General features: G+C 71.9%; 22 protein-coding genes and 8 tRNA genes. 15 read left to right on the top strand and 15 right to left on the bottom strand.

Translation table 11 applies throughout. From position 1 onward, the window contains the following. Positions 1 to 16: 16 nt before the first annotated feature. Genes ACGFWJ_RS28760 through pgsA form a run of 3 tightly spaced genes read right to left on the bottom strand, consistent with a single transcriptional unit; the run spans position 17 to position 2,744 of the window. Positions 17 to 1,189 (bottom strand): glycosyltransferase family 4 protein, encoded by a 1,173-nt coding sequence (locus tag ACGFWJ_RS28760; protein WP_392954791.1) that lies wholly within the window; start codon positions 1,187 to 1,189, stop codon positions 17 to 19. Continuing rightward, positions 1,186 to 2,091, bottom strand: coding sequence for a phosphatidylinositol mannoside acyltransferase (locus tag ACGFWJ_RS28765; RefSeq protein WP_387642938.1), 906 nt, complete (start codon positions 2,089 to 2,091; stop codon positions 1,186 to 1,188). Before ACGFWJ_RS28765 ends, ACGFWJ_RS28760 begins: the two co-directional genes overlap by 4 nt. Further along, positions 2,088 to 2,744, bottom strand: coding sequence for a phosphatidylinositol phosphate synthase (pgsA, locus tag ACGFWJ_RS28770; protein ID WP_387643041.1), 657 nt, complete (start codon positions 2,742 to 2,744; stop codon positions 2,088 to 2,090). Before pgsA ends, ACGFWJ_RS28765 begins: the two co-directional genes overlap by 4 nt. A gap of 127 nt (positions 2,745 to 2,871) precedes the next feature. Here pgsA and ACGFWJ_RS28775 point away from each other — a divergent pair, with 127 nt between their 5' ends. Beyond that, the gene (locus ACGFWJ_RS28775; RefSeq protein WP_392954794.1) at positions 2,872 to 4,887 is read left to right on the top strand and encodes an elongation factor G; all 2,016 of its coding nucleotides are present in this window, start codon (positions 2,872 to 2,874) and stop codon (positions 4,885 to 4,887) included. A gap of 4 nt (positions 4,888 to 4,891) precedes the next feature. Here the strand turns inward: ACGFWJ_RS28775 and ACGFWJ_RS28780 are convergent, their stop codons facing one another. Next, entirely contained in the window at positions 4,892 to 5,314 is a 423-nt protein-coding gene (locus tag ACGFWJ_RS28780; RefSeq protein ID WP_392954796.1) for a thiol-disulfide oxidoreductase DCC family protein, read from the bottom strand. A 165-nt stretch (positions 5,315 to 5,479) separates the two neighbouring features. Here ACGFWJ_RS28780 and ACGFWJ_RS28785 point away from each other — a divergent pair, with 165 nt between their 5' ends. Next, positions 5,480 to 7,123 carry a hypothetical protein gene (locus tag ACGFWJ_RS28785; protein WP_392954797.1) on the top strand — a complete coding sequence of 548 codons (1,644 nt, stop codon included), beginning with the start codon at positions 5,480 to 5,482 and terminating at the stop codon, positions 7,121 to 7,123. Positions 7,124 to 7,197: 74 nt separating this feature from the next. Here the strand turns inward: ACGFWJ_RS28785 and ACGFWJ_RS28790 are convergent, their stop codons facing one another. Continuing rightward, positions 7,198 to 7,755, bottom strand: a complete 558-nt coding sequence (locus ACGFWJ_RS28790) for an HIT domain-containing protein (RefSeq protein ID WP_043908607.1) — start codon at positions 7,753 to 7,755, stop codon at positions 7,198 to 7,200. A gap of 82 nt (positions 7,756 to 7,837) precedes the next feature. Continuing rightward, positions 7,838 to 9,817 carry a threonine--tRNA ligase gene (gene thrS, locus ACGFWJ_RS28795; protein WP_387861598.1) on the bottom strand — a complete coding sequence of 660 codons (1,980 nt, stop codon included), beginning with the start codon at positions 9,815 to 9,817 and terminating at the stop codon, positions 7,838 to 7,840. 257 nt (positions 9,818 to 10,074) lie between these two features. Between thrS and ACGFWJ_RS28800 the strand changes: the two genes are divergently transcribed. Further along, positions 10,075 to 10,848, top strand: a complete 774-nt coding sequence (locus ACGFWJ_RS28800) for a 3'-5' exonuclease (protein WP_392954800.1) — start codon at positions 10,075 to 10,077, stop codon at positions 10,846 to 10,848. A gap of 62 nt (positions 10,849 to 10,910) precedes the next feature. Here ACGFWJ_RS28800 and ACGFWJ_RS28805 read toward each other — a convergent pair. After that, positions 10,911 to 10,982 (bottom strand) — tRNA-Val (locus ACGFWJ_RS28805). Positions 10,983 to 11,195: 213 nt separating this feature from the next. Then, positions 11,196 to 11,267, bottom strand: a tRNA-Val gene (locus ACGFWJ_RS28810). Positions 11,268 to 11,665: 398 nt separating this feature from the next. On the opposite strand from ACGFWJ_RS28810, the gene ACGFWJ_RS28815 reads away from it, so the two are divergent. The 3 genes from ACGFWJ_RS28815 to ACGFWJ_RS28825 all read left to right on the top strand — a co-directional run bounded on the left by ACGFWJ_RS28815 (position 11,666) and on the right by ACGFWJ_RS28825 (position 13,466). Then, the gene (locus tag ACGFWJ_RS28815; RefSeq protein WP_030056266.1) at positions 11,666 to 12,079 is read left to right on the top strand and encodes an SsgA family sporulation/cell division regulator; all 414 of its coding nucleotides are present in this window, start codon (positions 11,666 to 11,668) and stop codon (positions 12,077 to 12,079) included. Positions 12,080 to 12,338: 259 nt separating this feature from the next. Then, on the top strand, positions 12,339 to 12,920 hold the full coding sequence (locus ACGFWJ_RS28820; protein ID WP_387642944.1) for a CGNR zinc finger domain-containing protein: 582 nt from the start codon (positions 12,339 to 12,341) through the stop codon (positions 12,918 to 12,920). 57 nt (positions 12,921 to 12,977) lie between these two features. After that, positions 12,978 to 13,466 (top strand): DsbA family protein, encoded by a 489-nt coding sequence (locus ACGFWJ_RS28825; RefSeq protein WP_392954802.1) that lies wholly within the window; start codon positions 12,978 to 12,980, stop codon positions 13,464 to 13,466. Between the two features lie 54 nt (positions 13,467 to 13,520). On the opposite strand, the gene ACGFWJ_RS28830 is transcribed toward ACGFWJ_RS28825, so the two are convergent. From ACGFWJ_RS28830 to ACGFWJ_RS28840, 3 genes are all read right to left on the bottom strand, one after another. Then, positions 13,521 to 14,363 carry a GNAT family N-acetyltransferase gene (locus tag ACGFWJ_RS28830; protein ID WP_392954804.1) on the bottom strand — a complete coding sequence of 281 codons (843 nt, stop codon included), beginning with the start codon at positions 14,361 to 14,363 and terminating at the stop codon, positions 13,521 to 13,523. Between the two features lie 62 nt (positions 14,364 to 14,425). Further along, positions 14,426 to 15,244, bottom strand: a complete 819-nt coding sequence (locus ACGFWJ_RS28835) for an aminotransferase class IV (protein ID WP_392954806.1) — start codon at positions 15,242 to 15,244, stop codon at positions 14,426 to 14,428. 20 nt (positions 15,245 to 15,264) lie between these two features. Then, the gene (locus tag ACGFWJ_RS28840; RefSeq protein ID WP_387643042.1) at positions 15,265 to 16,281 is read right to left on the bottom strand and encodes a chorismate-binding protein; all 1,017 of its coding nucleotides are present in this window, start codon (positions 16,279 to 16,281) and stop codon (positions 15,265 to 15,267) included. Between the two features lie 302 nt (positions 16,282 to 16,583). Here ACGFWJ_RS28840 and ACGFWJ_RS28845 point away from each other — a divergent pair. The 6 genes from ACGFWJ_RS28845 (at position 16,584) to ACGFWJ_RS28870 (ending at position 17,229) form a co-directional block, all read left to right on the top strand. Next, positions 16,584 to 16,656: transfer RNA gene (locus tag ACGFWJ_RS28845), tRNA-Gly, on the top strand. Positions 16,657 to 16,721: 65 nt separating this feature from the next. Then, positions 16,722 to 16,795, top strand: a tRNA-Cys gene (locus ACGFWJ_RS28850). Between the two features lie 37 nt (positions 16,796 to 16,832). Next, a tRNA-Val gene (locus tag ACGFWJ_RS28855) sits at positions 16,833 to 16,904 on the top strand. 35 nt (positions 16,905 to 16,939) lie between these two features. After that, positions 16,940 to 17,014 (top strand) — tRNA-Val (locus ACGFWJ_RS28860). 33 nt (positions 17,015 to 17,047) lie between these two features. Beyond that, positions 17,048 to 17,119 (top strand) — tRNA-Val (locus ACGFWJ_RS28865). A gap of 35 nt (positions 17,120 to 17,154) precedes the next feature. Beyond that, a tRNA-Val gene (locus ACGFWJ_RS28870) sits at positions 17,155 to 17,229 on the top strand. Positions 17,230 to 17,469: 240 nt separating this feature from the next. Here ACGFWJ_RS28870 and ACGFWJ_RS28875 read toward each other — a convergent pair. Continuing rightward, the gene (locus ACGFWJ_RS28875; protein ID WP_387642948.1) at positions 17,470 to 17,652 is read right to left on the bottom strand and encodes a hypothetical protein; all 183 of its coding nucleotides are present in this window, start codon (positions 17,650 to 17,652) and stop codon (positions 17,470 to 17,472) included. Between the two features lie 471 nt (positions 17,653 to 18,123). Here ACGFWJ_RS28875 and ACGFWJ_RS28880 point away from each other — a divergent pair, with 471 nt between their 5' ends. The 3 genes from ACGFWJ_RS28880 (at position 18,124) to ACGFWJ_RS28890 (ending at position 21,081) form a co-directional block, all read left to right on the top strand. Then, positions 18,124 to 20,028 (top strand): serine/threonine-protein kinase, encoded by a 1,905-nt coding sequence (locus tag ACGFWJ_RS28880; protein ID WP_392954808.1) that lies wholly within the window; start codon positions 18,124 to 18,126, stop codon positions 20,026 to 20,028. A gap of 57 nt (positions 20,029 to 20,085) precedes the next feature. Then, positions 20,086 to 20,643, top strand: coding sequence for a hypothetical protein (locus ACGFWJ_RS28885; protein WP_392954810.1), 558 nt, complete (start codon positions 20,086 to 20,088; stop codon positions 20,641 to 20,643). A gap of 69 nt (positions 20,644 to 20,712) precedes the next feature. Further along, complete coding sequence (locus tag ACGFWJ_RS28890; RefSeq protein WP_392954812.1) at positions 20,713 to 21,081, top strand: hypothetical protein; 369 nt, start codon at positions 20,713 to 20,715, stop codon at positions 21,079 to 21,081. Here ACGFWJ_RS28890 and ACGFWJ_RS28895 read toward each other — a convergent pair. From ACGFWJ_RS28895 to cobA, 3 genes are all read right to left on the bottom strand, one after another. Next, complete coding sequence (locus ACGFWJ_RS28895; RefSeq protein WP_392954935.1) at positions 21,078 to 21,893, bottom strand: hypothetical protein; 816 nt, start codon at positions 21,891 to 21,893, stop codon at positions 21,078 to 21,080. The genes ACGFWJ_RS28890 and ACGFWJ_RS28895 overlap by 4 nt on opposite strands. Positions 21,894 to 21,951: 58 nt before the next feature. Further along, positions 21,952 to 22,755 carry a TrmH family RNA methyltransferase gene (locus tag ACGFWJ_RS28900; RefSeq protein ID WP_387861591.1) on the bottom strand — a complete coding sequence of 268 codons (804 nt, stop codon included), beginning with the start codon at positions 22,753 to 22,755 and terminating at the stop codon, positions 21,952 to 21,954. 213 nt (positions 22,756 to 22,968) lie between these two features. Then, a complete protein-coding gene (gene cobA / locus ACGFWJ_RS28905) occupies positions 22,969 to 24,201 on the bottom strand; it encodes a uroporphyrinogen-III C-methyltransferase (RefSeq protein ID WP_392954814.1) in 1,233 nt (410 codons plus the stop codon). Positions 24,202 to 24,254: the final 53 nt, after the last annotated feature.

Below are 24,254 nucleotides of genomic sequence, written 5' to 3' on the forward strand. Positions count from 1 at the left end.
TCGCGAGCAGGGTGGTTCAGCGACCAAGACGCGTACGCCAGCCGGACGGTTCGGCCTCGGCGACCGGAGGACGACCGTCGGTGACCGTCTCGTACACCGACAGCACCTCCGCGCCGACGGTCTCCCAGTCGAAACGCCGCACGTGCCGGGACGCGGCCTCGCGCAGCGCCGCCAGCCGTTCCGGACTGCCGAGCAGTTTGACCGCGGCGGCGGCCAGCGCGTCCGCGTCCTCCACCGGGAACAGTTCACCGGCCGCGCCGCCGTCCAGCACCTGGCGGAACGCGTCCAGGTCACTGGCCAGCACCGGCGCACCCGCCGACATCGCCTCGACCAGGATGATGCCGAACGACTCGCCGCCGGTGTTCGGCGCCACGTACAGGTCGACACTGCGCAGCAGCCGGGCCTTGTCCCGGTCGGAGACCATGCCGAGGAACTCGATCTGGGCCCGCACCTCGGCGGGCAGACCGGCCACCGCCTCCTCCTCGTCGCCCTTGCCGGCCACCAGCAGCCGCACCCCGGGGCGCTCGGCGAGGATCCGCGGCAGCGCCGCCAGCAGCGTCGGCAGGCCCTTGCGGGGCTCGTTGATCCGGCCGATGAAGCCGATGGTGCCCGGCCCGCCGTCGGCCGCGCCGCCCTGCCACTTCGGGTCCGGCTCGGCGTCCGCGAAGAACCGCACATCCACACCGTTCGGAATCACCACCGCGTCGCCGCCCAGGTGCTCCACCAGGGTGCGCCGCGCGTACTCCGACACCGCGATCCGGCCCGACATCTTCTCCAGGCCCGGCTGCAGGATCGGCGAGGCCGCCAGCATCGCCCGCGAGCGCGGGTTCGAGGTGTGGAACGTCCCGACCATCGGCCCGGACGCCGCCCAGGCCGCCAGCATCGACAGCGACGGCGAGTTCGGCTCGTGCACGTGCAGCACGTCGAACCGGCCCTCGCGCAGCCAGCGCCGCACCCGCGCCGCCGACAGAATGCCGAAACTCAGCCGCGCCACCGACCCGTTGTACGGCACAGCGACCGCCCGCCCCGCGGACACCACGTACGGCGGCAGCGCCTCCTCGTCCTCCGCCGGAGCCAGCACCGACACCTCGTGACCGAGCCGGATCAGATGCTCCGCCAAGTCCCGGATGTGGAACTGCACACCGCCCGGCACGTCCCAGTCGTACGGGCAGACCACGCCGATCCTCACGACTCGGCCCTCCGCGGCCTCAGATCCGACAGCCACAGCTTCTGCAGCATGTGCCAGTCCACCGCGTGCTCACGGATCGACTCCGCCCACACATCGGCCATCGCCTGCGTCATCACCGCGACCTGCTCCTGCCGCTCCCCCTCGCCGGACGGCACCACCTCCGGGTGCACCTCCGCACGCAGCATCGGCCCGTCGTACCAGAGCGTCACCGGGAACAGCGCCGCACCCGTGCGCTGCGCGAGCGCCGCCGGGCCGGCCGGCATCCGGGTCGGCTCGCCGAAGAAGTCCACCTGGATCCCGGCATCCGACAGATCCCGGTCACCGACCAGGCACACCAACTTGCCCTCGCGCAGCCGCCGCGCCAGCGTCCCCACCACCGACACGCTGGAGCCGGTCAGCGCCAGCACCTCCATGCCGAGACTCTCCCGGTACGCCACGAAACGGTCGAACAGCGACTCCGGCTTCAACCGCTCCGCGACCGTGGTGAACGGGAACCCGCCCGCCGACGCGATCCACGCGCCCGCCAGGTCCCAGTTCGCCATGTGCGGCAGCGCCAGCACCGCGCCGCGCCCCGCCGCCATCGCCTCGTTCAGCTGATCCAGGTTCTTCACCGTTATCGCCTGCGAGACCCGCTCCCGGCTCCAGGTCGGCAGCCGGAACGACTCCATCCAGTACCGCATGTACGACCGCATCCCGGCCCGGGACAACTCCCGCAGCAGGGCCGCGTCCGCACCCGGCCGGACCCGGGCCAGGTTGGCCTCCAACTGCCGGACCCCCTTGCCCTGCCGCCGCCACGCCACATCGGCAATGGTGTTGAACAGGCCGCGGGCCATCGGCTCCGGCAGATGCTTCAGCCCCGCCCAGCCGGCCGCGTAGGCCGCGTCGACCAACCGCTCCTTCATTCGCCCCCCTTGACGGCGCCCGCCGCCTCCAGCTCCGCCGACTCCCGGCGCACCGTCAGCATCCGCTGCGCCACCGTCACCAGGCTGCCCACCGCGACCACCCACAGGGCTACCGGCAGCAGCCACTCGATGTACGGCACCCCGAACTTGTGCAGACCCGCGAAACCGGCCGCCACCAGGCTGATCACCAGCCGCTCGGCCCGCTCCACCAGCCCCGACACGTTCACCGGGAAGCCCAGCGACTCACCGCGCGCCTTCGTGTACGACACCACCTGGCCACTGGCCAGACAGAACATCGCCACCGCGCACAGCACGTTGTTGTCGCCCTTGCCGGCGTACCACATCGCCAGACCGCCGAAGATCGCCGCATCGGCGACCCGGTCGAGCGTGGAGTCCAGGAACGCACCCCACTTGCTGGACCGGCCCGCCTGGCGGGCCATGTTGCCGTCCACCAGGTCGGAGAAAATGAAAAGTGTGATGGTGACCGTGCCCCAGAAGAACTCCCCGCGCGGGAAGAACACCAAGGCGCCGGCCACCGAACCGGCCGTTCCGATCAGCGTGACAGCATCCGGACTGACACCCCACCGCAGCAGCATCGCCGCGAACGGGGTGAGGACACGTGTGAAGAAGCCACGCGCGTACTTGTTGAGCATGGCCTTCCGGTCCGCTCCGCTCTTCGGATTGGCACCCGCGAGCCGCTTGCCCGCCGGGCGGCCGCGCGGATGGCCCCGCCCGGCTGGACAATGGTATCCACGCTGATCGAGCGGCAGGAGGCCAGCCATGCCGGACCGGACAGCCCACTCTTCCACTACGCCCGCCGACCGACCCGGCCGGCTCCGCAACCTCGCCCTGGTCGGGGCGGCCGGAGCCGGCAAGACCACCCTCGCAGAAGCCCTCGCCGTCACCGCCGGCGCCCTGACCAGGCCCGGAACCGTCCCCGACGGCACCACCGCCGCCGACTGGGAGGACATCGAGCACCAACAGCAGCGCTCCGTCCAGTTCGCGCTGCTCCCGCTGCCCTGGCAGGACCTCACCGTCAACGTGCTCGACACCCCCGGCTACGCCGACTTCGCCGGCGAACTCCACGCCGCCCTGCGCGCCGCCGAAGCCGCCGTGTTCGTCCACTCCGCCGCCGACGAGACCGTCGCCCGACCCGTCCAGGCCCTGTGGCAGCAGTGCGAGGCCGCCCACCTGCCGCGCGCCCTCGCCCTCACCCACCTCAACACCACCCGGGTCCGCCTCGACGACGTCCTGCGGATGCTCCAGGACACCCTCGGCACCCCCGACACCGTCCGCCCGCTCCACCACCCCGACCTGCGCGACGGCCACCTGCACGGCACCACCGAGCTGCTCACCGGCCGCACCTACGGCCGCCCCGACGACCCCGGCGACCTCACCGCCGAACGCGCCCGCCTGGTCGAAGCCCTGGCCGGCGAGGACGACGCCCTGATGCAGCGCTACCTCGACGGCGCCGACCTCGACACCGCCGCCCTCACCGCCGGACTCCGCCGCGAATTCCTCGCCGGCACCCTGCACCCCGTCCTCGCCACCGCCCCCGACGGCACCGGCTGCGACGCCCTCCTCGACCTGGTCGCCACCGCCTTCCCCACCCCCGCCGACCGCGCCGACGGCCTCCCCGCCGCCGACCCCGACGCCCCCTTCACCGCCCAGGTCGTCCAGACCGGCGAGGACCCCTACCTCGGCCGCCTCAGCCTGCTGCGGATCTTCACCGGCACGCTGCGCCCCGACACCACCGCCCACCTCCCCGACGGCACCGACGAGCGCCTCACCGCCCTGCACAGCCCCTTCGGCCACCAGCTGCGCCCCGTCCCGCAGGCCGTCGCCGGCGACCTCGTCACCGTCGCGAAACTCGGCACCGCCCGCACCGGCGACACCCTCGGCACCGACCACACCGTGCTACCGCCCTGGCCGCTGCCCGAAGCCCTGCTGCCCACCGCCGTCCAGGCCCGCTCCAAGGCCGACGAGGACAAGCTCTCCCAAGCCCTCGGCCGGCTCACCGCCCAGGACCCGGCACTGCGCGTCGAACAGAACCCCGACACCCACCAGCTCGTCCTGTGGTGCACCGGCGAGGCCCACCTCGCCGTCACCCTCGACCGGCTCGCCGGCCGGCACGGCGTTCACGTCGAGACCGTCCCCTACGAGGTCGCCCTGCGCGAGACCTTCGCCGCCCCCGCCAGCGGCCACGGCCGGCACGTCAAACAGTCCGGCGGCCACGGCCAGTACGCGATCTGCGACCTCACCGTGGAACCCCTGCCCGGCGGCGGCTTCGAATTCGTCGACCAGGTCGTCGGCGGCTCCGTCCCGCGCAACTTCATCCCGTCCGTCGAGAAAGGCGTCCGCGCCCAACTCGCCCACGGCCTGCACGGCCACCCGATGACCGACGTCCGGGTCACCCTCACCGACGGCAAGGCGCACTCCGTCGACTCCTCCGACGCCGCCTTCCAGACCGCCGCCGCACTCGCCCTCAAGGAAGCCGCCGACCACACCGACGTACGGGTCCTGGAACCCGTCGACGAAGTCCGGGTGCTGCTCCCCGACGAGTACCAGGGCGCCGTCCTCACCGACCTGTCCGCCCGCCGCGGCCACGTCCTCGGCACCGAGATCGGCGGACCGGGACTCAGCCTGGTCCGCGCCGAAGTCCCCGAACTCGAACTCACCCGCTACTCGCTCGACCTGCGCTCGCTGTCGCACGGAACCGGCCAGTTCACCCGCAGCTACCTGCGCCACGCCCCGATGCCCACGCACCTCGCGGCCCAGCTCGCCACGACGGGGTGACGACTCAGGAACGGCGCGGCAGCGCGCACGCCTTGGTGCCGCCGGGCATCTGGTGCCGGTGCCGCGCCACCCAGCGGTACGCCACCTCCGCGAGCGGCCGCACCGGGGCCAGCGCCAGCAGGCCGCCCGCCCAGGCCCACAGCCCGCCCGACCGCATCAACAGCCGCGCCACCGCCTGCGCGCCGCCGTACACCTTGCGGTCCGGCGTGATCCACAACACCTCGCGGGCGGCCCGCTCCTCCGTCACCTGCCCGCCGGTGAACTCCGACAGCGCGTCCAGATCCGCGAACTGGAACGCCACCGCCTCCCACCCGGCCGAGGACAGGCTCTGCCGCGGGTAGCGCTCGGCCCACCGCACACAGCTCGAGCAGAACGCGCAGTCACCGTCGAAAACCAGCACCGGCTCCGGTGCGAAGGCACTCGTCATGGCGCGATCCTAAACCCGTGCGTCGAAGTCCCCGCCGCGGGGCAACATCTCCCCGAAACCGGCTTTCACGGCCGAGATGTGACCCAGGATCAGTTGATGATCCGCACGGGCAGGCCGCTACGCGGTAACCTGCCGCAGACCATCAGGGGAGGAGGAGCTGCTCAGGTGACTCAGCTCGACATGACGCCGGGCGCACAGGTACCACGGACGGACGTCGGTCATCAGACCGCGGTCACCCAGGCGTTCTCCTCCGCCGCCTACCGCACCGGCGACTACAACGAACTGGAAGCGCTCGCCGGAGTCTCGGTCAAGCCGGGCAAGTTCGCCCTGTTCCGGCCAAGTGCCGGCGAGGCGTTCAGCCGCGCCCTGATCGACCGCACCCTCGGTGGCGGCCGCAAACCGATAGTGCCCTCGCACGGCACCGATGTCCGCATGGTCGTCGAGCACTGCCTCGCCGCCCAGGACCTGCGCGAGGCCCGCGACCGCCGGCTCGCCACCCTCACCGCGGTCTGCGGCCTGCTCTTCCTGCCCGGCACGCTGGTCTGGCTCGCCGCGTACCAGGCCCGCGCCTGGCTCGGCACCAAGAAGTCCGCTGCCAAAGACGGGCTGATCGGCACGCTCGCCCTGCTGGTCGCCGCCGGTCTCACCGTGTTTCTGGCGATCCGCCCGCCGGCCCACGGCCTGCTCGGCCTGTACTGCCGTGTGGTGATGATCGGCCCGGTCCTCGGCTGGTACCTCGCCAGGCGCACCGTGATCACCTCCGTGATGCAGCAGCGCGCCCGCTGGGGCGACCTGGTCGGCGGCAGCGCGGTGGCCGCGATCGTCCCCAAGGCCGTCCCCAAGGACGACCTCGACAAGAAGGCGAACGAGCTCCGGGCCGGCCTCGAGCGCCTCTCCCGCGAACAGAACACCAACGTCCAGCACTACGCCAACACCAAGGGCATCCTCGGCATCGGCGCCCGCTGGGGCGAGTGGTCGCTGCGCGAGGACCTCCGCCCCGCCGAGGGCCACCCCGACTTCCGCACCTTCCACGTCTGGGACCTCGCCCGCCGGATCACCGACCGCCTCGGCGCCCTCAGCGGCAGCGACGTCCCCAACGGCGGCCTGCCCAAGCCGCAGATCAGCCACTGGGCGGTGCTGGACATCGGCGAGGGCGCCGACGAGATCGGCCGCCCCTCCGGCGCCGAGATGGACGGCGACCGGATGCGCGACTTCGCCGTCTCCGAACTCGCCAACAAGCAGAGCGTCGGCAACGACACCCGGCACCGCATCGCCGTCCAATTCGTGCTCCACAAGGGCCAGTTGGTCACCACCGTGGTGGTCAGCATCATGGTCCTCTCGCACAGCCTCCAGGTCACCGCCACCGCGCACGCGCTCGGCCCGATCGCCGGCTACTTCGGCTCCAAGCCCAAGACCCCCGAGAAGGACGTCCCCAAGACCCTCCGGTTCTGGGAGAACCGCACCGTCCAGCTCCCCGTCGTCACCGACGACGAGATCGTCCGGCAGGCCGTCCGCGCCCCGTTCCACAAGATCCCCAGCCTGCAGAAGTGGCTCGGCGGCTCCATCGGCCTCCCCGAACCCCTGTGCCTGCGCCAGGCCTGGGCCGACCCGGCCTGGAACAGCCGCTTCAAGTCCGACGACGCGCTGTACATCCCCACCCCCGTGGTCGGCCTTATCCACGCGGCCGTCGTCGAGTTCCTCGACGAGCACGACGTCGCCACCGACCGGATCGCCGGCCGCTCCAACATCATCCGCGCCGAAATGCAGGGCACCCGCCCGTTCCGCGCCGACAAGTACGACGCCGGATAACCCCGGACACACAGACGGCAGGGGCCGTGCGGGAGTTGCTCCCGCACGGCCCCTGCCGTTCGTCCGTCACCGCATCAAACCGGCCACACCTCGGCCAGCACCTTCCGGGTGTCCGCCAGCAGTTGCGGCAGCACCTTGGTGTGCCCCACCACCGGCATGAAGTTGGTGTCCCCGCCCCAGCGCGGCACCACGTGCTGGTGCAGGTGCGCCGCGATCCCGGCCCCCGCCGCCGCACCCTGGTTCATCCCGATGTTGAACCCGTGCGCCCCCGACGCCGCCCGCAGCGCCGTCATCGCCTTCTTGGTGAACTCCCCGAGCTCCGCCGTCTCCGGCCCGTCCAACTCGGTGTAGTCCGCCACGTGCCGGTACGGCACCACCATCAAGTGCCCACCGTTGTACGGGTACAGGTTCAGCACCGCGAACACCGACTCGCCGCGCTGCACGATCAGCCCGTCCTCGTCGCTCAGCTTCGGGATCGAACAGAACGGGCAACCGTCGTCCGGAGCCGGCCCGGTGGGCTTGTTCTCCCCCTGGATGTACGCCATCCGATGGGGTGTCCACAGGCGACGGAAGCCGTCCGGCTCCCCCACGCCCCGCTGCAGTTCCGGCTCACTCGTCATGCCCGCCAGCATATGCTCCGCACCTCGCGAACCAAGCAGTACGGGGCAGACTCCCGAAGGAGACTGCCCCGCAGGTCACATCGGCTTACCGGTATCAGACCTGGACCCGGCTCCGCACCGCTTCAACGATCTCGGCGATCGCTTCGTCACGGGGTACGCCGTTCTTCTGCTCGCCGTTGCGGTAGCGGAACGACACCGCGCCCGCCTCCACGTCGTCGTTGCCCGCGATCAGCATGTACGGGACCTTCGACTTCTGGGCGTTGCGGATCTTCTTCTGCATCCGGTCGTCCGAGGTGTCGACGTCCACCCGGATCCCGTGCTTCTTCAACTCGGCCGCCACGTCCAGCAGGTACGGCACGTGCTCGTCGGTGATCGGGATGCCGGTCACGGTGACGGGGGCCAGCCACGGCGGCATGGCGCCCGCGTAGTGCTCCAGCAGCACCGCGAAGAAGCGCTCGATCGAACCGAACAGCGCACGGTGGATCATCACCGGCCGCTGCCGCGAGCCGTCCGCCGAGGTGTACTCGAGCTCGAACCGCTCCGGCAGGTTGAAGTCCAACTGGATGGTCGACATCTGCCAGGTGCGGCCGATCGCGTCCCGCGCCTGGACCGAGATCTTCGGGCCGTAGAAGGCCGCGCCACCCGGGTCCGGCACCAGCGGCAGGCCCTGCTTCTCGGCCACGCTCGCCAGCACGGCGGTGGCCTCTTCCCACGCGTCGTCGCTGCCGACGAACTTCTCCGGGTCCTTGGTGGACAGCTCCAGGTAGAAGTCGTTCAGACCGTAGTCGCGCAGCAGGTCCAGCACGAAGGTCAGCGTGCGGTCCAGCTCGTCGGCCATCTGCTCGCGGGTGCAGTAGATGTGCGCGTCGTCCTGCGTGAAGCCGCGGGCGCGGGTCAGGCCGTGCACCACGCCGGACTTCTCGTACCGGTACACGGTGCCGAACTCGAAGAGGCGCAGCGGCAGTTCACGGTACGAGCGGCCGCGCGCGTCGAAGATCAGGTTGTGCATCGGGCAGTTCATGGGCTTGAGGTAGTAGTCCGTGCCCTCGTCGAGCTGCATGGGGGGGTACATGCCGTCGGCGTACCAGTCGAGGTGGCCGCTGGTCTCGAACAGCTTCCCCTTGGTGGCGTGCGGGGTGTAGACGAACTCGTAGCCCTCTTCCTCGTGCCGCTTGCGCGAGTAGTCCTCCATGGTGCGGCGGATGATGCCGCCCTTGGGGTGGAAGACGGCGAGGCCGGAGCCGATCTGCTCGGGGATGGAGAACAGGTCGAGCTCGGTGCCGAGCTTGCGGTGGTCGCGCTTGGCGGCTTCCTCGAGGAAGTCGAGGTGGGCCTTCAGCTCTTCCTTGGTGGGCCACGCGGTGCCGTAGAGGCGCTGCAGCATGGGGTTTTTCTCGCTGCCGCGCCAGTACGCGGCGGCGGAGCGCATCAGCTTGAACGCCGGGATGTGCCGGGTGCTGGGCAGGTGCGGGCCGCGGCAGAGGTCGCCCCAGCAGACCTCGCCGGTCTTCGGGTCGAGGTTGTCGTAGATGGTGAGTTCGCCGGCGCCGACCTCGACGTCGGCGCCCTCGCCGGCGGTGGCGGCGGAGCCCTTGAGGCCGATCAGCTCGAGCTTGTAGGGCTCCTTGGCGAGCTCCTCGCGGGCGGCCTCGTCGGTGACCACGCGGCGGGAGAACTTCTGTCCCCGCTTGATGATCTCCTGCATGCGCTTCTCGATGGTCTTGAGGTCGTCCGGGTGGAACGGCTTCTCGACGTCGAAGTCGTAGTAGAAGCCGTCGCGGACGGGCGGGCCGATGCCGAGCTTGGCCTCGGGGAAGACCTGCTGGACGGCCTGGGCCATGACGTGCGCGGTGGAGTGGCGCAGGATGTCGAGGCCGTCGGGGCTGGAGATCTCGACGGGCTCGACCTCGTCGCCGTCCTGGACGGCGTAGGCGAGGTCCTTGAGCTGGCCGCCGACGCGGGCGGCGATCACGGCGCGGTCGTCGGCGAAGAGCTCGGCGGCCGTAGTGCCCGTGGTCACCACGCGCTCTTCCCGATCGGGTTCGCGGTTGATGATGATCCGGACGTCCGTCACCGGTCTCTCCTGACGTTCTGGCTATGGGGCGCAGCACAACCGCTGCGTTGTGCATGGTACCGAGCCGGGCCGGGTCCCTGTCGCCGAGGCCCGTGGCGGCCGCGGTGATCGTTCGATCACTTTCTGCCACGAAGGGGGTGTCCGGGACGGTTGACTTTCCGTCAACTGCGGTATCACTTGGACACGGCGCGGCGCTCCGCTGGTCCTCGGTGGCAGCGCCGCCCGGCAAGGGTTCGCGCGGCGTCTGAGGGGGCGTCATGCAACAGCTCCGTTCCTGGTTTCACGGTCCGCTGGCGTCCTTCGACACCGAGACCACGGGTGTGGATGTCGAGCGGGATCGGATCGTCTCGGCCGCCCTGGTGGTGCAGTCCGCCCCGGGCGGGGCGGCCGCCGTCCGCAGCTGGCTGGCGAATCCGGGTGTGCCCATCCCGGAGCAGGCCCGGGCCGTGCACGGCATTTCCGACGACCGGGTACGGGCGCACGGCCGTCCGCCGCGGACGGTGGCGGTGGAGGTGGCGCTCGCGCTGGCCGAGCAGTCCCGCGCGGGGGTGCCGCTGGTGGTGATGAACGCCCCGTACGACCTGACGCTGCTGGACCGGGAGTTGCGTCGGCACGGGGCGGGTTCGCTGACGGAGGTGCTGGGCGGCGCGGAGCTGCTGGTGCTGGATCCGCGGGTGCTGGACAAGCAGGTGGACCGCTACCGCAAGGGCCGGCGCACGCTGACTGACCTGTGCGGGCATTACGGGGTTTCGCTGGTGGGTGCGCACGACGCGGCGGCGGACGCGTTGGCGGCACTGGAGTTGGTGCGGGCGGTGGCGTCCCGGCACTCGGAGCGGTTGGGCGGGCTGTCCCCGGCGGAGCTGCATCTGCGGCAGGCAGTGTGGCACGCGTCGCAGGCCCGCGGTCTGGAGCGCTGGTTCGAGCGGGCGGGTACCCCGGAGCGGGTGGACACGGCGTGGCCGTTGCGGCCGGCCCGATGCCGGTGCGGCGAGCGCCTGGAGCCGGGCCACGCCTGCGAGTTGGCGGCCTGACGGGACGACAGCAACGCGGAAGGCCCCGACCTGGTGGTCGGGGCCTTCCGCATTGTGCTCGGTGGGCGATACTGGGATCGAACCAGTGACCCCTTCGGTGTGAACGAAGTGCTCTCCCGCTGAGCTAATCGCCCGGGCAACGAGATGAACAGTAGCACCACTTGGGCCCAGGCATCCAATCCGTTCCCCGACGGCCCCCCAGATCCCGTGCCGGGCACGTCCGTTGAATGGCTTCCGTGCCGGGCGGGCCCGTTGAATGCCCGTCAGAACTCGGGCCGGGGAACGCGGAAAAGGCGCGGGGCCCCGACCTGATAAACAAGTCGGAGCCCCACGCCTTTGCATTCCGGTGGGCGATACTGGGATCGAACCAGTGACCCCTTCGGTGTGAACGAAGTGCTCTCCCGCTGAGCTAATCGCCCGGGTGCAGAAAGAACATTACCCCATCTGCGCGGGTGCTCCGACCACCCCGCCTCCCGTCGCGCCCGGTCCGCGTCCCGGGCCCCGACCAGCGGAGTCGGCGGGCCGGCCGGTGAAGGTCGTGGACGGGGCGACGCTCCGGGCGGGTCCGGCGGCAGCAGCTTCGTGTGTTCCTCCAGCCGTCCGGCCGCAGGTCCGGTGCGACCGCCGGTAATCCGTGGCGTTACCGGGCCGGTCGGCAGCCGGTCGGGCCGTTCGGGGGATTCCGCAATGCGCCGGAAGGGGTACGACTCGCACCGGAATCGGGACAGACGGGTTTACACCGGGCTTTCAGGTGGGATGGTCCGTTCGCCGACGTGCGATTCCCCGAGCGCACACTGAGCGAAAGGCCCTGGCGCTTATGAACACCACGGTCAGCTGCGAGCTGCACCTGCGCCTCATCGTGTCCAGCGAGTCCTCACTGCCCGTCCCCGCGGGCCTGCGCTACGACACTGCCGACCCCTATGCCGTGCATGCGACGTTCCACACCGGAGCAGACGAGACCGTGGAGTGGGTGTTCGCCCGCGACCTCCTCGCGGAGGGGCTGCACCGACCGACCGGTACCGGCGACGTCCGGGTGTGGCCGTCCCGCAGCCATGGTCAAGGCGTGGTTTGCATCGCCCTGAGCTCTCCGGAAGGAGAGGCACTGCTGGAGGCCCCGGCCCGGGCGCTTGAGTCCTTCCTCAAGCGGACGGACGCCGCGGTGCCGCCCGGCACCGAACACCGTCACTTCGACCTCGACCGGGAGCTGTCCCACATCCTCGCCGAGAGCTGAACCCGAACGAGTTACGGCCCGCCGTCGCGCGGCGGCGGGATCGCCTCGATGCGCACCGTCCTACTCGGGGGCACGGTCGCAGTTCACTGCCGCCCGCCGGCGGCCTCGGGGCCCGGCCCCGGGCGTTCCCTCCTACCGGAGCGGACGTCCGGGGCTAAGCCGCGTCCAGGGCCCGAACGGCGGCCCGGGCCGGTAGAGTCGGGCCCCGCGTTGACCGACGCGGCGGTCCACGGGCCGCCGCCGCGTGAGGAGTTCCCACGTGCTGATCACCCATGACACCGAGTGCGCGCTGAGCATCCTGGTGGAGCTGCTGAACACCGCGCCGGAGGCCTGCGGCAGCGAGCAGCTACCCGATGTGGCGGCTCTGAGCGGCTTCGTGGTCCGGCAGGAGATCAGCGAGATCGACTCGCTCGGTCCGGCCGACCTGGCCTCGGTGCACGAGCTGCGCGACCGGCTGCGCGAGGTGTTCTCGGCCGGCACGGTCGAGCAGGCCGCGGAACTGGTCAACGCGCTGGTCGCCGACGCCGGGACGACGCCGCGGCTGACCAACCACGACCACCACGGCTGGCACATCCACTACTTCGCGCCGCACGCCGCGGTCGGCCGGCACCTGGCCGCCGAGCTCGGCATGGCGCTGGCGTTCATCGTGATGGCGGGCGAGCTGGAGCGGCTGCGCCGCTGCGAGGCGCCGGACTGCGCCCGGGTGTTCGTCGACCTGTCCCGCAACCGCTCCCGCCGCTACTGCGACAGCCGCACCTGTGGCAACCGGCTGCACGTGGCCGCGTACCGGGCCCGGCAGCGCTCGGCGGAGGCCGGGGCGGTGGCGGCGGCCGGACGCTGACGTCCGCCCGGGCTGGTCGGGGCCGGGGTCGGGGTGTGGACCTGGGAGACTTGGGGCATGAGCGATTCCCCCCTGCCCCGTGTCGAATTCTGGTGCGACCTGCTGTGCCCCGACTGCCGTACCGCGCTGGCGGACATCCGCGTGCTGCGTGACCGCTTCGGTGACGCGCTGACCGTCGAGCTGCGGCACTTCCCGCTGGAGAAGCACAAGTTCGCGTACCCGGCGGCGGAGGCCGCGACCGAGGCGTTCGAGCAGGGGCGCGGCTGGGAGTTCGTCGAGGCGCTGCTGGCCCGGATCGAGGACGTGGAGCGCGGCGGGGCGCAGGTGCTGGTGGAGATCGCCGGGTCGGTCGGGCTGGACGCGGACGAGGTCGACACCGCGCTGATCGACGGCCGTCACATGCTGCTGGTCGACTCGGACGTGGCCGAGGGCCGGGCGATCGGTGTTTCGGGCACCCCGACGTACGTGGTGGCCGGCAAGCGGCTGGACGGCGGCAAGTCCCAGGACGGGCTGCGCGAGCGCATCGTCGAGCTGCTGGGCGGCTGACCGCCCCGGCGTCCGTGACGGCGGGGCGGTCGGGCTTTCCCGGAGCGGCCGGGCTCAGAGCAGTGACTTGCTGAGCCTGCGCAGGGTGACCCGGTAGCCGAGCGATTCGTAGAGCGCGACCGCCACGCCGTTGTCGGAGAACACGTTGAGCCCCAGGTCGTGAACGCCTGCGGCGAGGCACTCGCGTTCGGCGAGGCGCATCAGGGTGCGGCCGTGGCCGTGGCCGCGCTGCTCGGGGGCGACCTCGACCAGCATCACCCAGGCCAGCGGGCGGCCGTCCGGCAGGCTGTTCAGGCGGAGGGCGACCCAGAGGCAGCCGAGCACGTTCCCGTCGGCGTCGAGGAGTTGGCGCAGCGCGGTGTCCGGGGTGTCCGGGCCGTCCGGCAGGGCGCGCTGGTGGTCGTGCTCCGATTTCGCGGTGGCTTCGGCGGCGCCGAGACCGGAGTCGATCAGGTCCTGCCGGTAGCCCGCGACCGCGGCCTGCTCCCAGGCGGGGTACTGTTCCGGGCCGATCCGGCGGTCCGTCAATCCTGCTGGCAGCTGCGGGAGTTCGTCGAGCGGCTTGATCATGTTGCGCATCCGCTCGGTGTAGCCGAGGGCGTGGGCCAGCCGCAGGCCGGCCTCCGCGTCGGCGGGCACCGTGATGTCGACCCGGGTGCAGCCCCAGGAGCGCAGCACTTCTTCGGCGGCGAGCGCGGCGACGGTGCCGCGGCCGCGACGCCGTCCTTCGGTGACCTCGAGTTCGCTGATCTCGCCCGGGCAGAACCCTTCCCCGGGCCAGACGGTCGTCCGCAGGCCGCCCACCGGGTGTCCGTTCACCATGATGTGCCAGCGCCGCGTCCGCCCGTCGTTGGCCGCGGCCTCCTCGGCCCCGTCCGGTCGCAACGTGGTTGTCATACCAGCCCCCTTCCCTCCCCCACTGGCTTCTACCGTCCCACACTGCCCGCCGGGAATGTGCTTCAGACGGGGTCGGTGTTCCGGGCCGCGTGGTCGGCGAAGATCTCCATCGCCTTGCGGGTCACCGGGCCGATGGCGGGGAGGGTGCGGGAGTCGACGCGGGTGACGGCCTGGACGTCGCGGAGGGTGGAGGTGAGGAAGACCTCTTCGGCCTCGGCGAGGGCCTCGAGGGGGACGTCGGTCTCTTCGGCGCCGGTCCAGTCGATGACGAGTTGGCGGGTGATGCCGGCCAGGCAGCCGGAGGAGAGGGTGGGGGTGAGGAGGCGACCGTCGAGGACCAGGAAGACGTTGGAGCCGGTGCCTTCGCAGAGTTGGCCGGCGGTGTTGGCGAGGAGGGCTTCGCTGGCGTCGGCGCGGTGGGCGGCGGCGAGGGCGATGACGTTCTCGGCGTAGGAGGTGGTCTTCAGGCCGGTGACGGCGGAGTGTTCGTTGCGGCGCCAGGGGACGGTGACGACGGCGGTGGTGTCGGGGCGGCGCTCGGCGGAGCCGAGGGCGACGACCAACGTCGGTGCGCCGTCGCCGCGTTCGGAGCCGAGGGGGGCGCGGCCGCCGGTGTAGGTGATGCGCAGGCGGCCGAGCGGGAGCGGCTTCGCGGCGAGGACGGCGGCGCAGGCCTCGCGGACCTGGTCGTGGTCGGGGTCGGGGAGGCCGAGGCCGCGTGCGGAGCGGGTGAGGCGGTCGAGGTGGCGGGTGAGTGCGAAGAGTTGGCCGTGCTCGGCCTTGACGGTTTCGAAGACGCCGTCGCCGACGGTGAGTCCGTGGTCGAGGACGGAGAGGGTGGCCTCGTCCTCGGTGGTGAGGGTTCCGTTGACCCAGATCATCGGCGTCGTACTCCTTGCGCTCAGGCGGGGCTGCCGGTGGAGGCTATCGCCACCAGCCTGGCGGCTTTGAGCTCGGTTTCGTGCCATTCGCGGTCCGGGTCGGAGTCCCAGGTGATTCCGGCGCCGGTACCGAATTTGAGGACGGGCCGGCCGCTGTCCCGTTCGATCCAGAACGAGCGGATGCCGACGGCGAGTTCGGCCTCGCCGCGGTCGGCATCGACCCAGCCGATGGCGCCGCAGTAGGGGCCGCGGGGGGCGGTCTCCAGGTCTCGGATGATGCGCAGCGCGCTGCTCTTGGGGGCGCCGGTGACGGAGCCGGGCGGGAAGGTGGCGTCGAACAGTTGCGGCCAGCCCGCGTCGGCGCGCAGACGTCCTTCGACGGTGGAGACGAGGTGGACCAGGCCGGGGTGCTTCTCGACGGCGCACAGGTCGGGGACGGTGACGGTGCCGGTGTCGCAGACCTGGCCGAGGTCGTTGCGGACCAGGTCGACGATCATCACGTTCTCGGCGTGGTCCTTGTCGAGCAGGTCGTGTTCGGTGCGGCCGGTGCCCTTGATCGGGCCGGAGCGGACGGTGCGGCCGTGCCGGCTCAGGTACAGCTCGGGTGAGGCGGTGGCGATTTCGATGCCGTGCTCGGGGAGCCGGATCGTTCCTGCGTACGGCGCGGGGTTGTGAGCGGCGAGCAGGCCGGTGAGGGCGTCGATGTCGGTGCGCCCGGGGTCGGGCAGGGGTGCGCTCAACACCCGGCAGAGGTTGGCCTGGTAGACCTCGCCGGCGGCGATGTGTTCGCGGATGCGGCGCACTCCGGCGCGGTAGGCGTCGGCGTCGAGGGAGGTGTGCCAGCTGTCCGGAGCGGGGCCGTGCCAGTTGTGGGTGGCCGGCGGGGCCGGGTCGGGGCGGACGTCGTCAAACCGGGCGCAGGTGAGCCGGCCCTCGAAGTCGTGGGCGACGGCCCAGAATCCGCCGCGGTCGAGGGCGGTGGGGTCGTGGGTGACTTCCCGCAGGCCGGTGGCGAGGCGTCCGGCGAAGCGGGCCATCGGCTGGTGGGGGCTGAGCGGGGCGGTGCGGCCGGACACGGTTCTCCTGCGCGGATTGCGGTGCTGCCCGTTGCGCCCGCGCGGGCGCGGGCGTGGGCGCCGGGGGATCGCCCCGGTACCGAAAGTCTAGGTCGGAGGCCTGCTGGAACGTTCCGGCCGAGCCCGACGCTTGGGCATCCGGCGGCCACCCCCGCGCCACGCTGCGGGAACGGATTTTTCAGCTGGGCCGGGGATCCGCTAGAGTTCAACACGTCGCCAGGGAGCGCAGCCGGGAAAAACCGGAAGAGCTTCCAGGGAGACAGGCGGACGTGGCTCAGTTGGTAGAGCATCACCTTGCCAAGGTGAGGGTCGCGAGTTCGAATCTCGTCGTCCGCTCGACGGAGAACAGGTAAGGTCGTTCTCCAAGAGGAACAGGTAAAATCGTTCCTCGCATGTTGCCTGGTGGAGTGGCCGAGAGGCGAGGCAACGGCCTGCAAAGCCGTGTACACGGGTTCAAATCCCGTCTCCACCTCCAAGAGGTACCGCCCGGTTTCGACCGGGTGGTCCTCCCTGCGCGATTAGCTCAGCGGGAGAGCACTACCTTGACACGGTAGGGGTCACTGGTTCAATCCCAGTATCGCGCACTGATCTTCGGATCTTTGATCTTCGGATCATCCCCGCGCGATTAGCTCAGCGGGAGAGCACTACCTTGACACGGTAGGGGTCACTGGTTCAATCCCAGTATCGCGCACCACAGGCAAGGCTCCTCGGAGCGCCTGACACCCCCGCGCGATTAGCTCAGCGGGAGAGCACTACCTTGACACGGTAGGGGTCACTGGTTCAATCCCAGTATCGCGCACTGATCTTCGGATCTTTGATCTTCGGATCATCCCCGCGCGATTAGCTCAGCGGGAGAGCACTACCTTGACACGGTAGGGGTCACTGGTTCAATCCCAGTATCGCGCACCAGGCATGAGAGCCGCCGTCCGATATTCGGACGGCGGCTCTCGGCATTTGCGGCAGCAGGCAGGTACGGCAACAGCCGGGCGTGGAAGCGGACATGGGTATGGCCGGGAACAACACGCCCTCACCGACGTGTTGTTCCCGGCCACCGGGTGAGCCGGAGCTGCAGCCTGCGCCACTCATTTCGTCCGTCCACGACTTGATGAGGGTTGCTCCGGCCGGCGAAGACCCCTACCCCATTGGGGGTCAGCGCCCGATCAGGTCGGCGACCGCTTGGGTCTGCGTCGCCAGTTGGTCCCACGCCCCGAACAGGGCCATCAGCAGGATCGCGCAGGGCAGGGCGATGGCAAGGGCGACCATCGGGTGCCGGGTCTCCGCGGGGTGCGGGGACAGGGGCCGGCGGCGAGGGGCTCTGTTGAGCGGTGCCATGTCTGCTGTGCTCCTGCCGGGCTGCGGTGCTGCGGTCGGGTCGGGGACGGGTGGTGCTGCTTGGCAGCGAGGACGGTCATTCTCGGGGGACGAGCGGGGCCGTCCTCGCTGTGAACAACGGTAGGCGGGACGGCTTTCCGGGTCGTCATGCCGTCGTACTGTTCCGATCGCCTCCGCTGGTAGGAGGAGGGATGGGGCGGTGTACGCCTGGAGGCGGAGACGGGAGTACGCCGACCCCTTAGGCGACCCTGACAGCGTCCCTTGGGGGACGGCCGGATTGCCGGTGGAGCAAGGGATTTGGGGGTGCGCCAGCGACCCTGATCTGACAATCCGACCGGCGGTTCCAGTGTTGCGTGTCGGCACGGGGCCGCTACCAGTCCGTAAGCTGTGCCGAGACAGTTGTCTGACGATGCCCCAAATCCGACGGGGCCTCACCCCACAGGCTGACGGAACGGGAACGGGTACGGGCAAATGGCAATGATGCGGCTGCGGCGTGAGGACCCCCGCATCGTCGGCCCGTACCGGCTGCACCGGCGGCTGGGTGCCGGCGGGATGGGCGTGGTCTTCCTCGGTTCGGACCGGAAGGGGCAGCGGGTCGCGCTGAAGCTGATCCGCGCCGAACTCGCGGAGGACGCCGAGTTCCGCACCCGGTTCGCCCGGGAGATCGCGGCGGCCTCCCGGATCCGCGGCGCCTGCACGGCCCGGGTGATGGGCTCCGACATCGAGGCCGACCGACCGTGGCTGGCCACCGCGTACGTGCCCGGGCCGTCGCTGTACAAGCAGGTCTCCGAAGAAGGCACGCTGGCCTGGCCGGACGCCGCGCGGATCGGCGCGGCGCTGGCCGACGGGCTGGTGAAGGTGCACGAGGCAGGGGTGGTGCACCGCGACCTCAAACCGTCGAACATCCTGCTCTCCCCCAAGGGCCCGCGAATCATCGACTTCGGCATCGCCTGGTCGCGCGGCGCGTCCACCCTCACGCATGTCGGCACCGCCGTCGGCTCGCCGGGCTTCCTGGCGCCCGAGCAGGTGCGCGGCGCGGCCGTGACACCCGCCACCGACGTGTTCGCGTTCGGGGCGACGCTGGCCTTCGCGCTGACCGGGGAGTCGCCGTTCGGATCGGGCGCCTCCTCCGAGGTGATGCTGTACCGGGTGGTGCACGAGGAACCGGACCTGACCGGGATTCCGCCGGTGCTGGCCCCGGTGGTGCGGGCCTGCCTGGCCAAGGAGCCGTCCGAACGCCCGCCGGCGGCCGCGCTGCACGAGCGCCTGAGCGAACTCGCCGCGCGCGGCCCCGGCGGCCGGGCCGCCAGGGCCGCGGCCCTGGCCGAGGAGCAGGCCGCGCCCGCGCCCGCCGCCCCGGCCGGAAACCCGGCGGGCGGACGGCCGGACGGTGCGCCGGTGCGCCGCGCGGCCGGTCCGCAGGGCGCCCCGGTGCCCGGCGCGGGCCGGCGGCCCGCCGACCCCGCACGTGCCTCGGCCGGTGCGCCGCCCGTCCGCCCGGCGCCCGCCCCGGCGCCGAATGCGGACGGTGCGGCAGTAGCGGCCGCGATGCCCCGGCCGGAGGTGCATCCGGACGCCCGCACCGAGCGGGTGCGGCGCCCGGTCCGGGACGGCGACACGGTGCGCGAGCGCCGGCCCGCCGCCCCCGCCGGGCGGGAGCGCACCCCCGTGCCCGGCCGCGACCGCACTCCCCCGCCCGGGCGCCCCGCGGGCCCCGCCCGGCCGACCGCGCGTCAACGGCTGATGCGCCAGCGGCTGGTGGTGTTCGTCACCGTGACGCTCGGGGTCGCGCTGGCCATCGCGGTCGCGCAGGGCTGCGAGAGCCGTGCCACCCACAGCCTCGGGCCGACGCCGACCGCGACCGCGCCCGTGAAGCCGACCTCGGGCGCGACGCTGTCGGTGGACGGCGTGAACACCGTCGGCCACAGCGGCTCGGGTCTGGGCCCGGCGCTCGGCAGCCCGCCGCCCGTGGACTGGCTCAACCGCAGCTACCACGACCCGTCCGGCGGCCCCGGGATCCAGCTGCGCGACGGCCACTCGACCGACGCGGGAGCGCCCGTCACGCTGACCGCCGTGCTGCCGGCCCGCTTCCGGGACGCCCAGGCGACGCTGGTGGTGCTGCGCCGAGGCGAGGGCTCCGTCCCGACCGACCTGGTGCAGCTGTACGGCTTCACCGGCGACGCCCCGGTGCTGATCGCCGGCCGGACGTCCGCCGCCAACCCGGAGGCCGGGGCGGTGTGGCGGGTGGAGAACGGCGCGCTGATCCGCGAGGAGCGGGTGGACCGCACCGGCGCGGTCTCCTCGACCCGGTACACCGTCCGCCCGGACGGCAGCCTGGAGGAGTCCTTCCCGGGCGCGGGCGTCTCCGGGAACTGAAGCCACCGCTCAACTGCCGGTGACGGTCTGTCAGTGCCCGGCGGGAGCATGTGCCGCATGATGTGGACGACCGACGCGATGCACGTCGCGTACTGCCAGTATTTCCTGTACGGCCCGGAACTGCCGGACGGCTGGGACGCGCACGCGCTGGCCCGGCTGTTCCACGGCAACGGGGTGGCGGCCGGGTGCCCTGACCACCTGACGGTGCTGTGCGGCACCCACACCGGGCTGATCCGGCTCGGCGTGGAGCGCGCGGTCGAACGGCCCGCGGAGCCAGGGCCGGAGTGGGAGAGCGCCGTGGAGCTGTCGCTGTACAGCAGCGGCGAGCTGCGGCTGCGGGCCTGGGACGGCGTGGACATCGCCGAGGCCGGCAACCTGGCGCACGCCGGCCGCGGCTGGTACCGGGTCCGGGTGCAGACCCGGGGCCGCGACCGCGGCCGGGAGACCGACACCGCCGCCCGCCCCGTCGAGGAGCACCGGCTGACGGTCTGGCCCGCTCCCCCGGCCCCCGACCTGGTGCTGCGGGTCGGCGACCTGACGGGCCGCCGCCACCACAACCCGCGGCGGCCCGCGCCGCAACCGATATCGCCTCCGGCGGCGCGTCGTGCGGCCTGACCGGTCATCGGGCGGCCTCGGCGGATAATGATCCGCGGAAATCGGGCGAGACCGGGAGGTACGGGAGCAATGGCGCTGGTCGCAGGTGTGCGGGTCAAGTTGGTGACGGAGCTGGCGCTGGGAGACGCGTCCGGGGACGGGGAGACGGTGGGACTTCTCCTGCTGGGGGCGGGCGTCGAGGGCACCGTCGAGCACGTGGTCGGGGAGGTGACGGCGCCCGAGGAGGTCCGCGAGTACGAGCGGCTGCGGGCGCTGCACGACGACTACGGGCACACCATGCCCACGGAGAGCCTCAAGCAGTTGGAGAACGAGATCGCCAAGCTGGTACCGCACTGGGAGGCGTTCCAGGTGCGGGGGCCGCGCTCGTCGGTCCGGGTCCGCTTCGACAACGGGTTCGTGCTGGACGGGGCCGACGAGGCGGTACTGACGGCTCTCTAGAACCGGTCGTTCTCCTCCCAGTCGTACCAGCCATCACCCATCGGGATGTAGTAGCCCTTCTTGGCGGGCGGGGTGGTGCCGGGCGGGAAGTACGCGTAGCCGTGGGGGGCGAACGCGCCGGTGCCGCCGATGGCGAACCTCACGCCGCCGCCGGTGAACTCGGTCCCGATGACGTGGTAGCCCGCGATCCAGCCCCGGTCGGCCGTGCCGGTGGCCAGGGCGTGCTCGGCCCAGTCGGTGAGTGCCGGGCGGGCCAGCGCGAACCGGGCCTCGGCGGGGTCGGTCTGGGTGACCGTCAGCACGGTGGCGGCGAGCAGCAGCGGCGCCACCGCCCAGCGCCAACGGCCGGACGGGGACTCGGCGTTGCGGGCGACGGGCCACTGCTGCCACAGCAGCCAGGCGAACGGCAGGCCGACCAGCGTCAGCCCGCCGACGCCGAGCAGGCCGTAGTCCCAGCCCGGGAGGGTGAAGCCCAGCACGACGGCGGTGCAGCCCAGCGCGAGGCCGAGCATCGCGCTGGCGCCGGGGCGGCGCGGGCGGGTGAGCGGCCTTTCGACCGTCGCTCCGATCACCACGACGGCGATCAGTAGGACCGGGAACGCGAACGGCAGCATGGCCAGGGGTGCGGCCAGCGGAGCCACCGCAAGCCCCGACAGGAACATTCCGCCCACCACCGCTGCGAGTTTCATCGCGCGGTGCAGTCCTCCCTCGGGCAGCGCCACGAGGGCGGCCAGCAGGGCCGCCAGCAGCAGTGGGCCGCGGTAGCCGGGGAGGGTGAGTCGGCGCAGCGCCACGGTGCGGTCGGTGATCATGGCGGCATGTCTACCGGAGAACCGTGCTGAGTCTCAACTCCCCTGGCAGGGGCGGGAGTCAGCCGTGGTTCACCGCGTAGAACGCGATCGCGGCGGCGGCGCCGACGTTGAGCGAGTCGATGCCGTGTGCCATCGGGATGCGCACCCGCTGATCGGCGGCGGCGAGGGCCTTCGGGGTGAGGCCGTCGCCCTCGGCGCCCAGCATCAGGGCCGCCCTGGGGAGGAGATGGGACTTGGCGACCGTGAAGTCCTCGGCGCCGGACGGGGTGAGCGCGAGCAGTTCGAAGCCGGCCTCGCGGACGGCAGCGAGAGAATCCGGCCACGGGTCGAGGCGGGCGTACGGGACGGAGAACACCGCGCCCATGGACGTCTTCACGGCGCGGCGGTAGAGCGGGTCGGCGCAGTCCGGGGAGAGCAGCACGGCGTCCATGCCGAGAGCGGCCGCCGAGCGGAAGATCGCGCCGAGGTTGGTGTGGTCGACCAGGCCCTCCAGCACCGCGACGCGGCGTGCGCCGTCGAGGACTTCGGCGGCGGTCGGGAGGGGCTTGCGTTCCATCGAGGCGAGGGCGCCGCGGTGCACGTGGTAGCCGGTCACCTGCTCGGCGAGGGCGGGTTCGACGAGGTGCACGGGTGCGTCGGTCTCGGCGATCACGTCGCCCATCACGCCGAGCCACTTCGCGGTGAGCAGCATCGACCGCATCCGGAAGCCCGCGGCAAGGGCGCGGCGGATCACCTTCTCGCCTTCAGCGATGAAGAGGCCTTCGGCCGGTTCGCGGCGGCGGCGCAGCTCGACGTCGGTGAGGTCGGTGTAGTCGCTCAGCCGGGGGTCGGCGGCGTCGGTGACGGTGATGGGCTCGGACACGGAATGATTTTCGCACGAGGGGGTGAGCACTCAGGGGCCCGTGGGGGGGCAGGGGTAGGTCGTGACTGCGGCTGGTCAAGGACGGGGACCGGAAACGGCAGGACCTTTCCGCGCCCCGTTGATCACTCGCAGACTTGGCCCCGCCGTTCCCCGGGCCCCTGAAGGGCCCTCCGGGCCCCTGGTTTCGCACCCATCAGCCCCCTGAGGGGGCTCTCACTCCCCCAGGACGTTGACCACGTCGCCGATGACGATGACCGCCGGGGGCTTGATGCCCTCGGTGTGGACGGTTTCGCCGATGGTGGCGAGGGTGGCGTCGATGCGGCGCTGGGCGCTGGTGGTGCCCTCCTGGACGACGGCGACCGGGGTGTCTACGGGGCGCCCGTGCTTCAGCAGCTCCGCGGCGATCGTGGCGATCTTGTCGACGGCCATCAGGAGGACCAGGGTGCCGGTCATGCCGGCGACGGCCTGCCAGTTGGTGAGGGAGCGTTCGCCGGGGCCGACGTGGCCGGAGATGACGGTGAACTCGTGGGTGAGGCCGCGGTGGGTGACGGGGATGCCCGCGGCGGCGGGGACGCTGATCGAGGAGGAGATGCCGGGGACGACGGTGACGGGCACGCCGGCGTCCAGGCAGGCGAGGAGTTCTTCGCCGCCGCGGCCGAAGACGTACGGGTCGCCGCCCTTGAGGCGGACCACGAACTTGCCGGCCTTGGCGTGTTCGATCAGCGTCGCGTTGATCGCCTCCTGGGCCATGTAGCGGCCGTAGGGGATCTTGGAGGCGTCGATCACCTCGACGTGCGGCGGGAGTTCGGCGAGGAGTTCGCGCGGGGCGAGCCGGTCGGCGACGACGACGTCGGCGTCGGCGAGGAGGCGGCGGCCGCGGACCGTGATCAGGTCGGGGTCGCCGGGGCCGCCGCCGACCAGGGCGACGCCGGCGCCACGGGCGCGGTACTGGCGGGCGGCGAGGGAGCCGTCGCGCAGGCCCGCGACGATGGAGTCGCGCAGTGCGGCGGAGTGCCGGGGGTCGCCGGTGAGGACGGCGACGGTCGCGCCGGCGTCGTGGCCGGAGGCGGGCGTCCAGGCGGTGGCGGAGGAGGCGTCGTCGCTGCGGGAGCAGAACACCCGCAGGCGCTCGGCCTCGGCGGAGACGGCGGTGTTGACGTCCGGGTCGTCGGTGGCGACCAGCACGTACCAGGTGTCGGCGAGGTCGCCGTCCGCGTACGGGCGCTGGTGCCAGGTGAGTTCACCGGCGTCGGCCATCGCGGAGACGGCCGGGGTGGTGGCCGGGGATATCAGGTGCAGGTCGGCGCCGGCGGCGATCAGCGCGGGCAGGCGGCGCTGGGCGACCTGGCCGCCGCCGATCACGACGACGCGGCGGCCGGCCAGTAGCAGCCCGACGGGGTACGGGGTGAGGCCCTGGGTGGACGGGTGCGGGTGCGGCGCGGTCATCGGCGGAGCTCCTGGGTGGGCGGCGGTGCGAGTCCCGTACCGGGCCGGGGTAC

Source organism: Kitasatospora sp. NPDC048407, assembly GCF_043200475.1.
GTDB lineage: Bacteria > Actinomycetota > Actinomycetes > Streptomycetales > Streptomycetaceae > Kitasatospora.

Bases quoted from the DNA above. Each gene is read 5' to 3' on its own strand.
- ACGFWJ_RS28765 (WP_387642938.1), bottom strand. From the start codon at position 2,091: ATGAAGGAGCGGTTGGTCGACGCGGCCTACGCGGCCGGCTGGGCGGGG.
- ACGFWJ_RS28835 (WP_392954806.1), bottom strand. From the start codon at position 15,244: ATGATCTGGGTCAACGGAACCCTCACCACCGAGGACGAGGCCACCCTC.
- ACGFWJ_RS28880 (WP_392954808.1), top strand. From the start codon at position 18,124: ATGGCAATGATGCGGCTGCGGCGTGAGGACCCCCGCATCGTCGGCCCG.
- ACGFWJ_RS28775 (WP_392954794.1), top strand. From the start codon at position 2,872: ATGCCGGACCGGACAGCCCACTCTTCCACTACGCCCGCCGACCGACCC.
- ACGFWJ_RS28830 (WP_392954804.1), bottom strand. From the start codon at position 14,363: ATGACAACCACGTTGCGACCGGACGGGGCCGAGGAGGCCGCGGCCAAC.
- ACGFWJ_RS28825 (WP_392954802.1), top strand. From the start codon at position 12,978: ATGAGCGATTCCCCCCTGCCCCGTGTCGAATTCTGGTGCGACCTGCTG.
- ACGFWJ_RS28890 (WP_392954812.1), top strand. From the start codon at position 20,713: ATGGCGCTGGTCGCAGGTGTGCGGGTCAAGTTGGTGACGGAGCTGGCG.
- ACGFWJ_RS28800 (WP_392954800.1), top strand. From the start codon at position 10,075: ATGCAACAGCTCCGTTCCTGGTTTCACGGTCCGCTGGCGTCCTTCGAC.
- pgsA (WP_387643041.1), bottom strand. From the start codon at position 2,744: ATGCTCAACAAGTACGCGCGTGGCTTCTTCACACGTGTCCTCACCCCG.
- ACGFWJ_RS28895 (WP_392954935.1), bottom strand. From the start codon at position 21,893: ATGATCACCGACCGCACCGTGGCGCTGCGCCGACTCACCCTCCCCGGC.
- ACGFWJ_RS28840 (WP_387643042.1), bottom strand. From the start codon at position 16,281: ATGGCCCGCTTCGCCGGACGCCTCGCCACCGGCCTGCGGGAAGTCACC.
- ACGFWJ_RS28815 (WP_030056266.1), top strand. From the start codon at position 11,666: ATGAACACCACGGTCAGCTGCGAGCTGCACCTGCGCCTCATCGTGTCC.
- cobA (WP_392954814.1), bottom strand. From the start codon at position 24,201: ATGACCGCGCCGCACCCGCACCCGTCCACCCAGGGCCTCACCCCGTAC.
- ACGFWJ_RS28790 (WP_043908607.1), bottom strand. From the start codon at position 7,755: ATGCTGGCGGGCATGACGAGTGAGCCGGAACTGCAGCGGGGCGTGGGG.
- ACGFWJ_RS28780 (WP_392954796.1), bottom strand. From the start codon at position 5,314: ATGACGAGTGCCTTCGCACCGGAGCCGGTGCTGGTTTTCGACGGTGAC.
- ACGFWJ_RS28875 (WP_387642948.1), bottom strand. From the start codon at position 17,652: ATGGCACCGCTCAACAGAGCCCCTCGCCGCCGGCCCCTGTCCCCGCAC.
- ACGFWJ_RS28885 (WP_392954810.1), top strand. From the start codon at position 20,086: ATGATGTGGACGACCGACGCGATGCACGTCGCGTACTGCCAGTATTTC.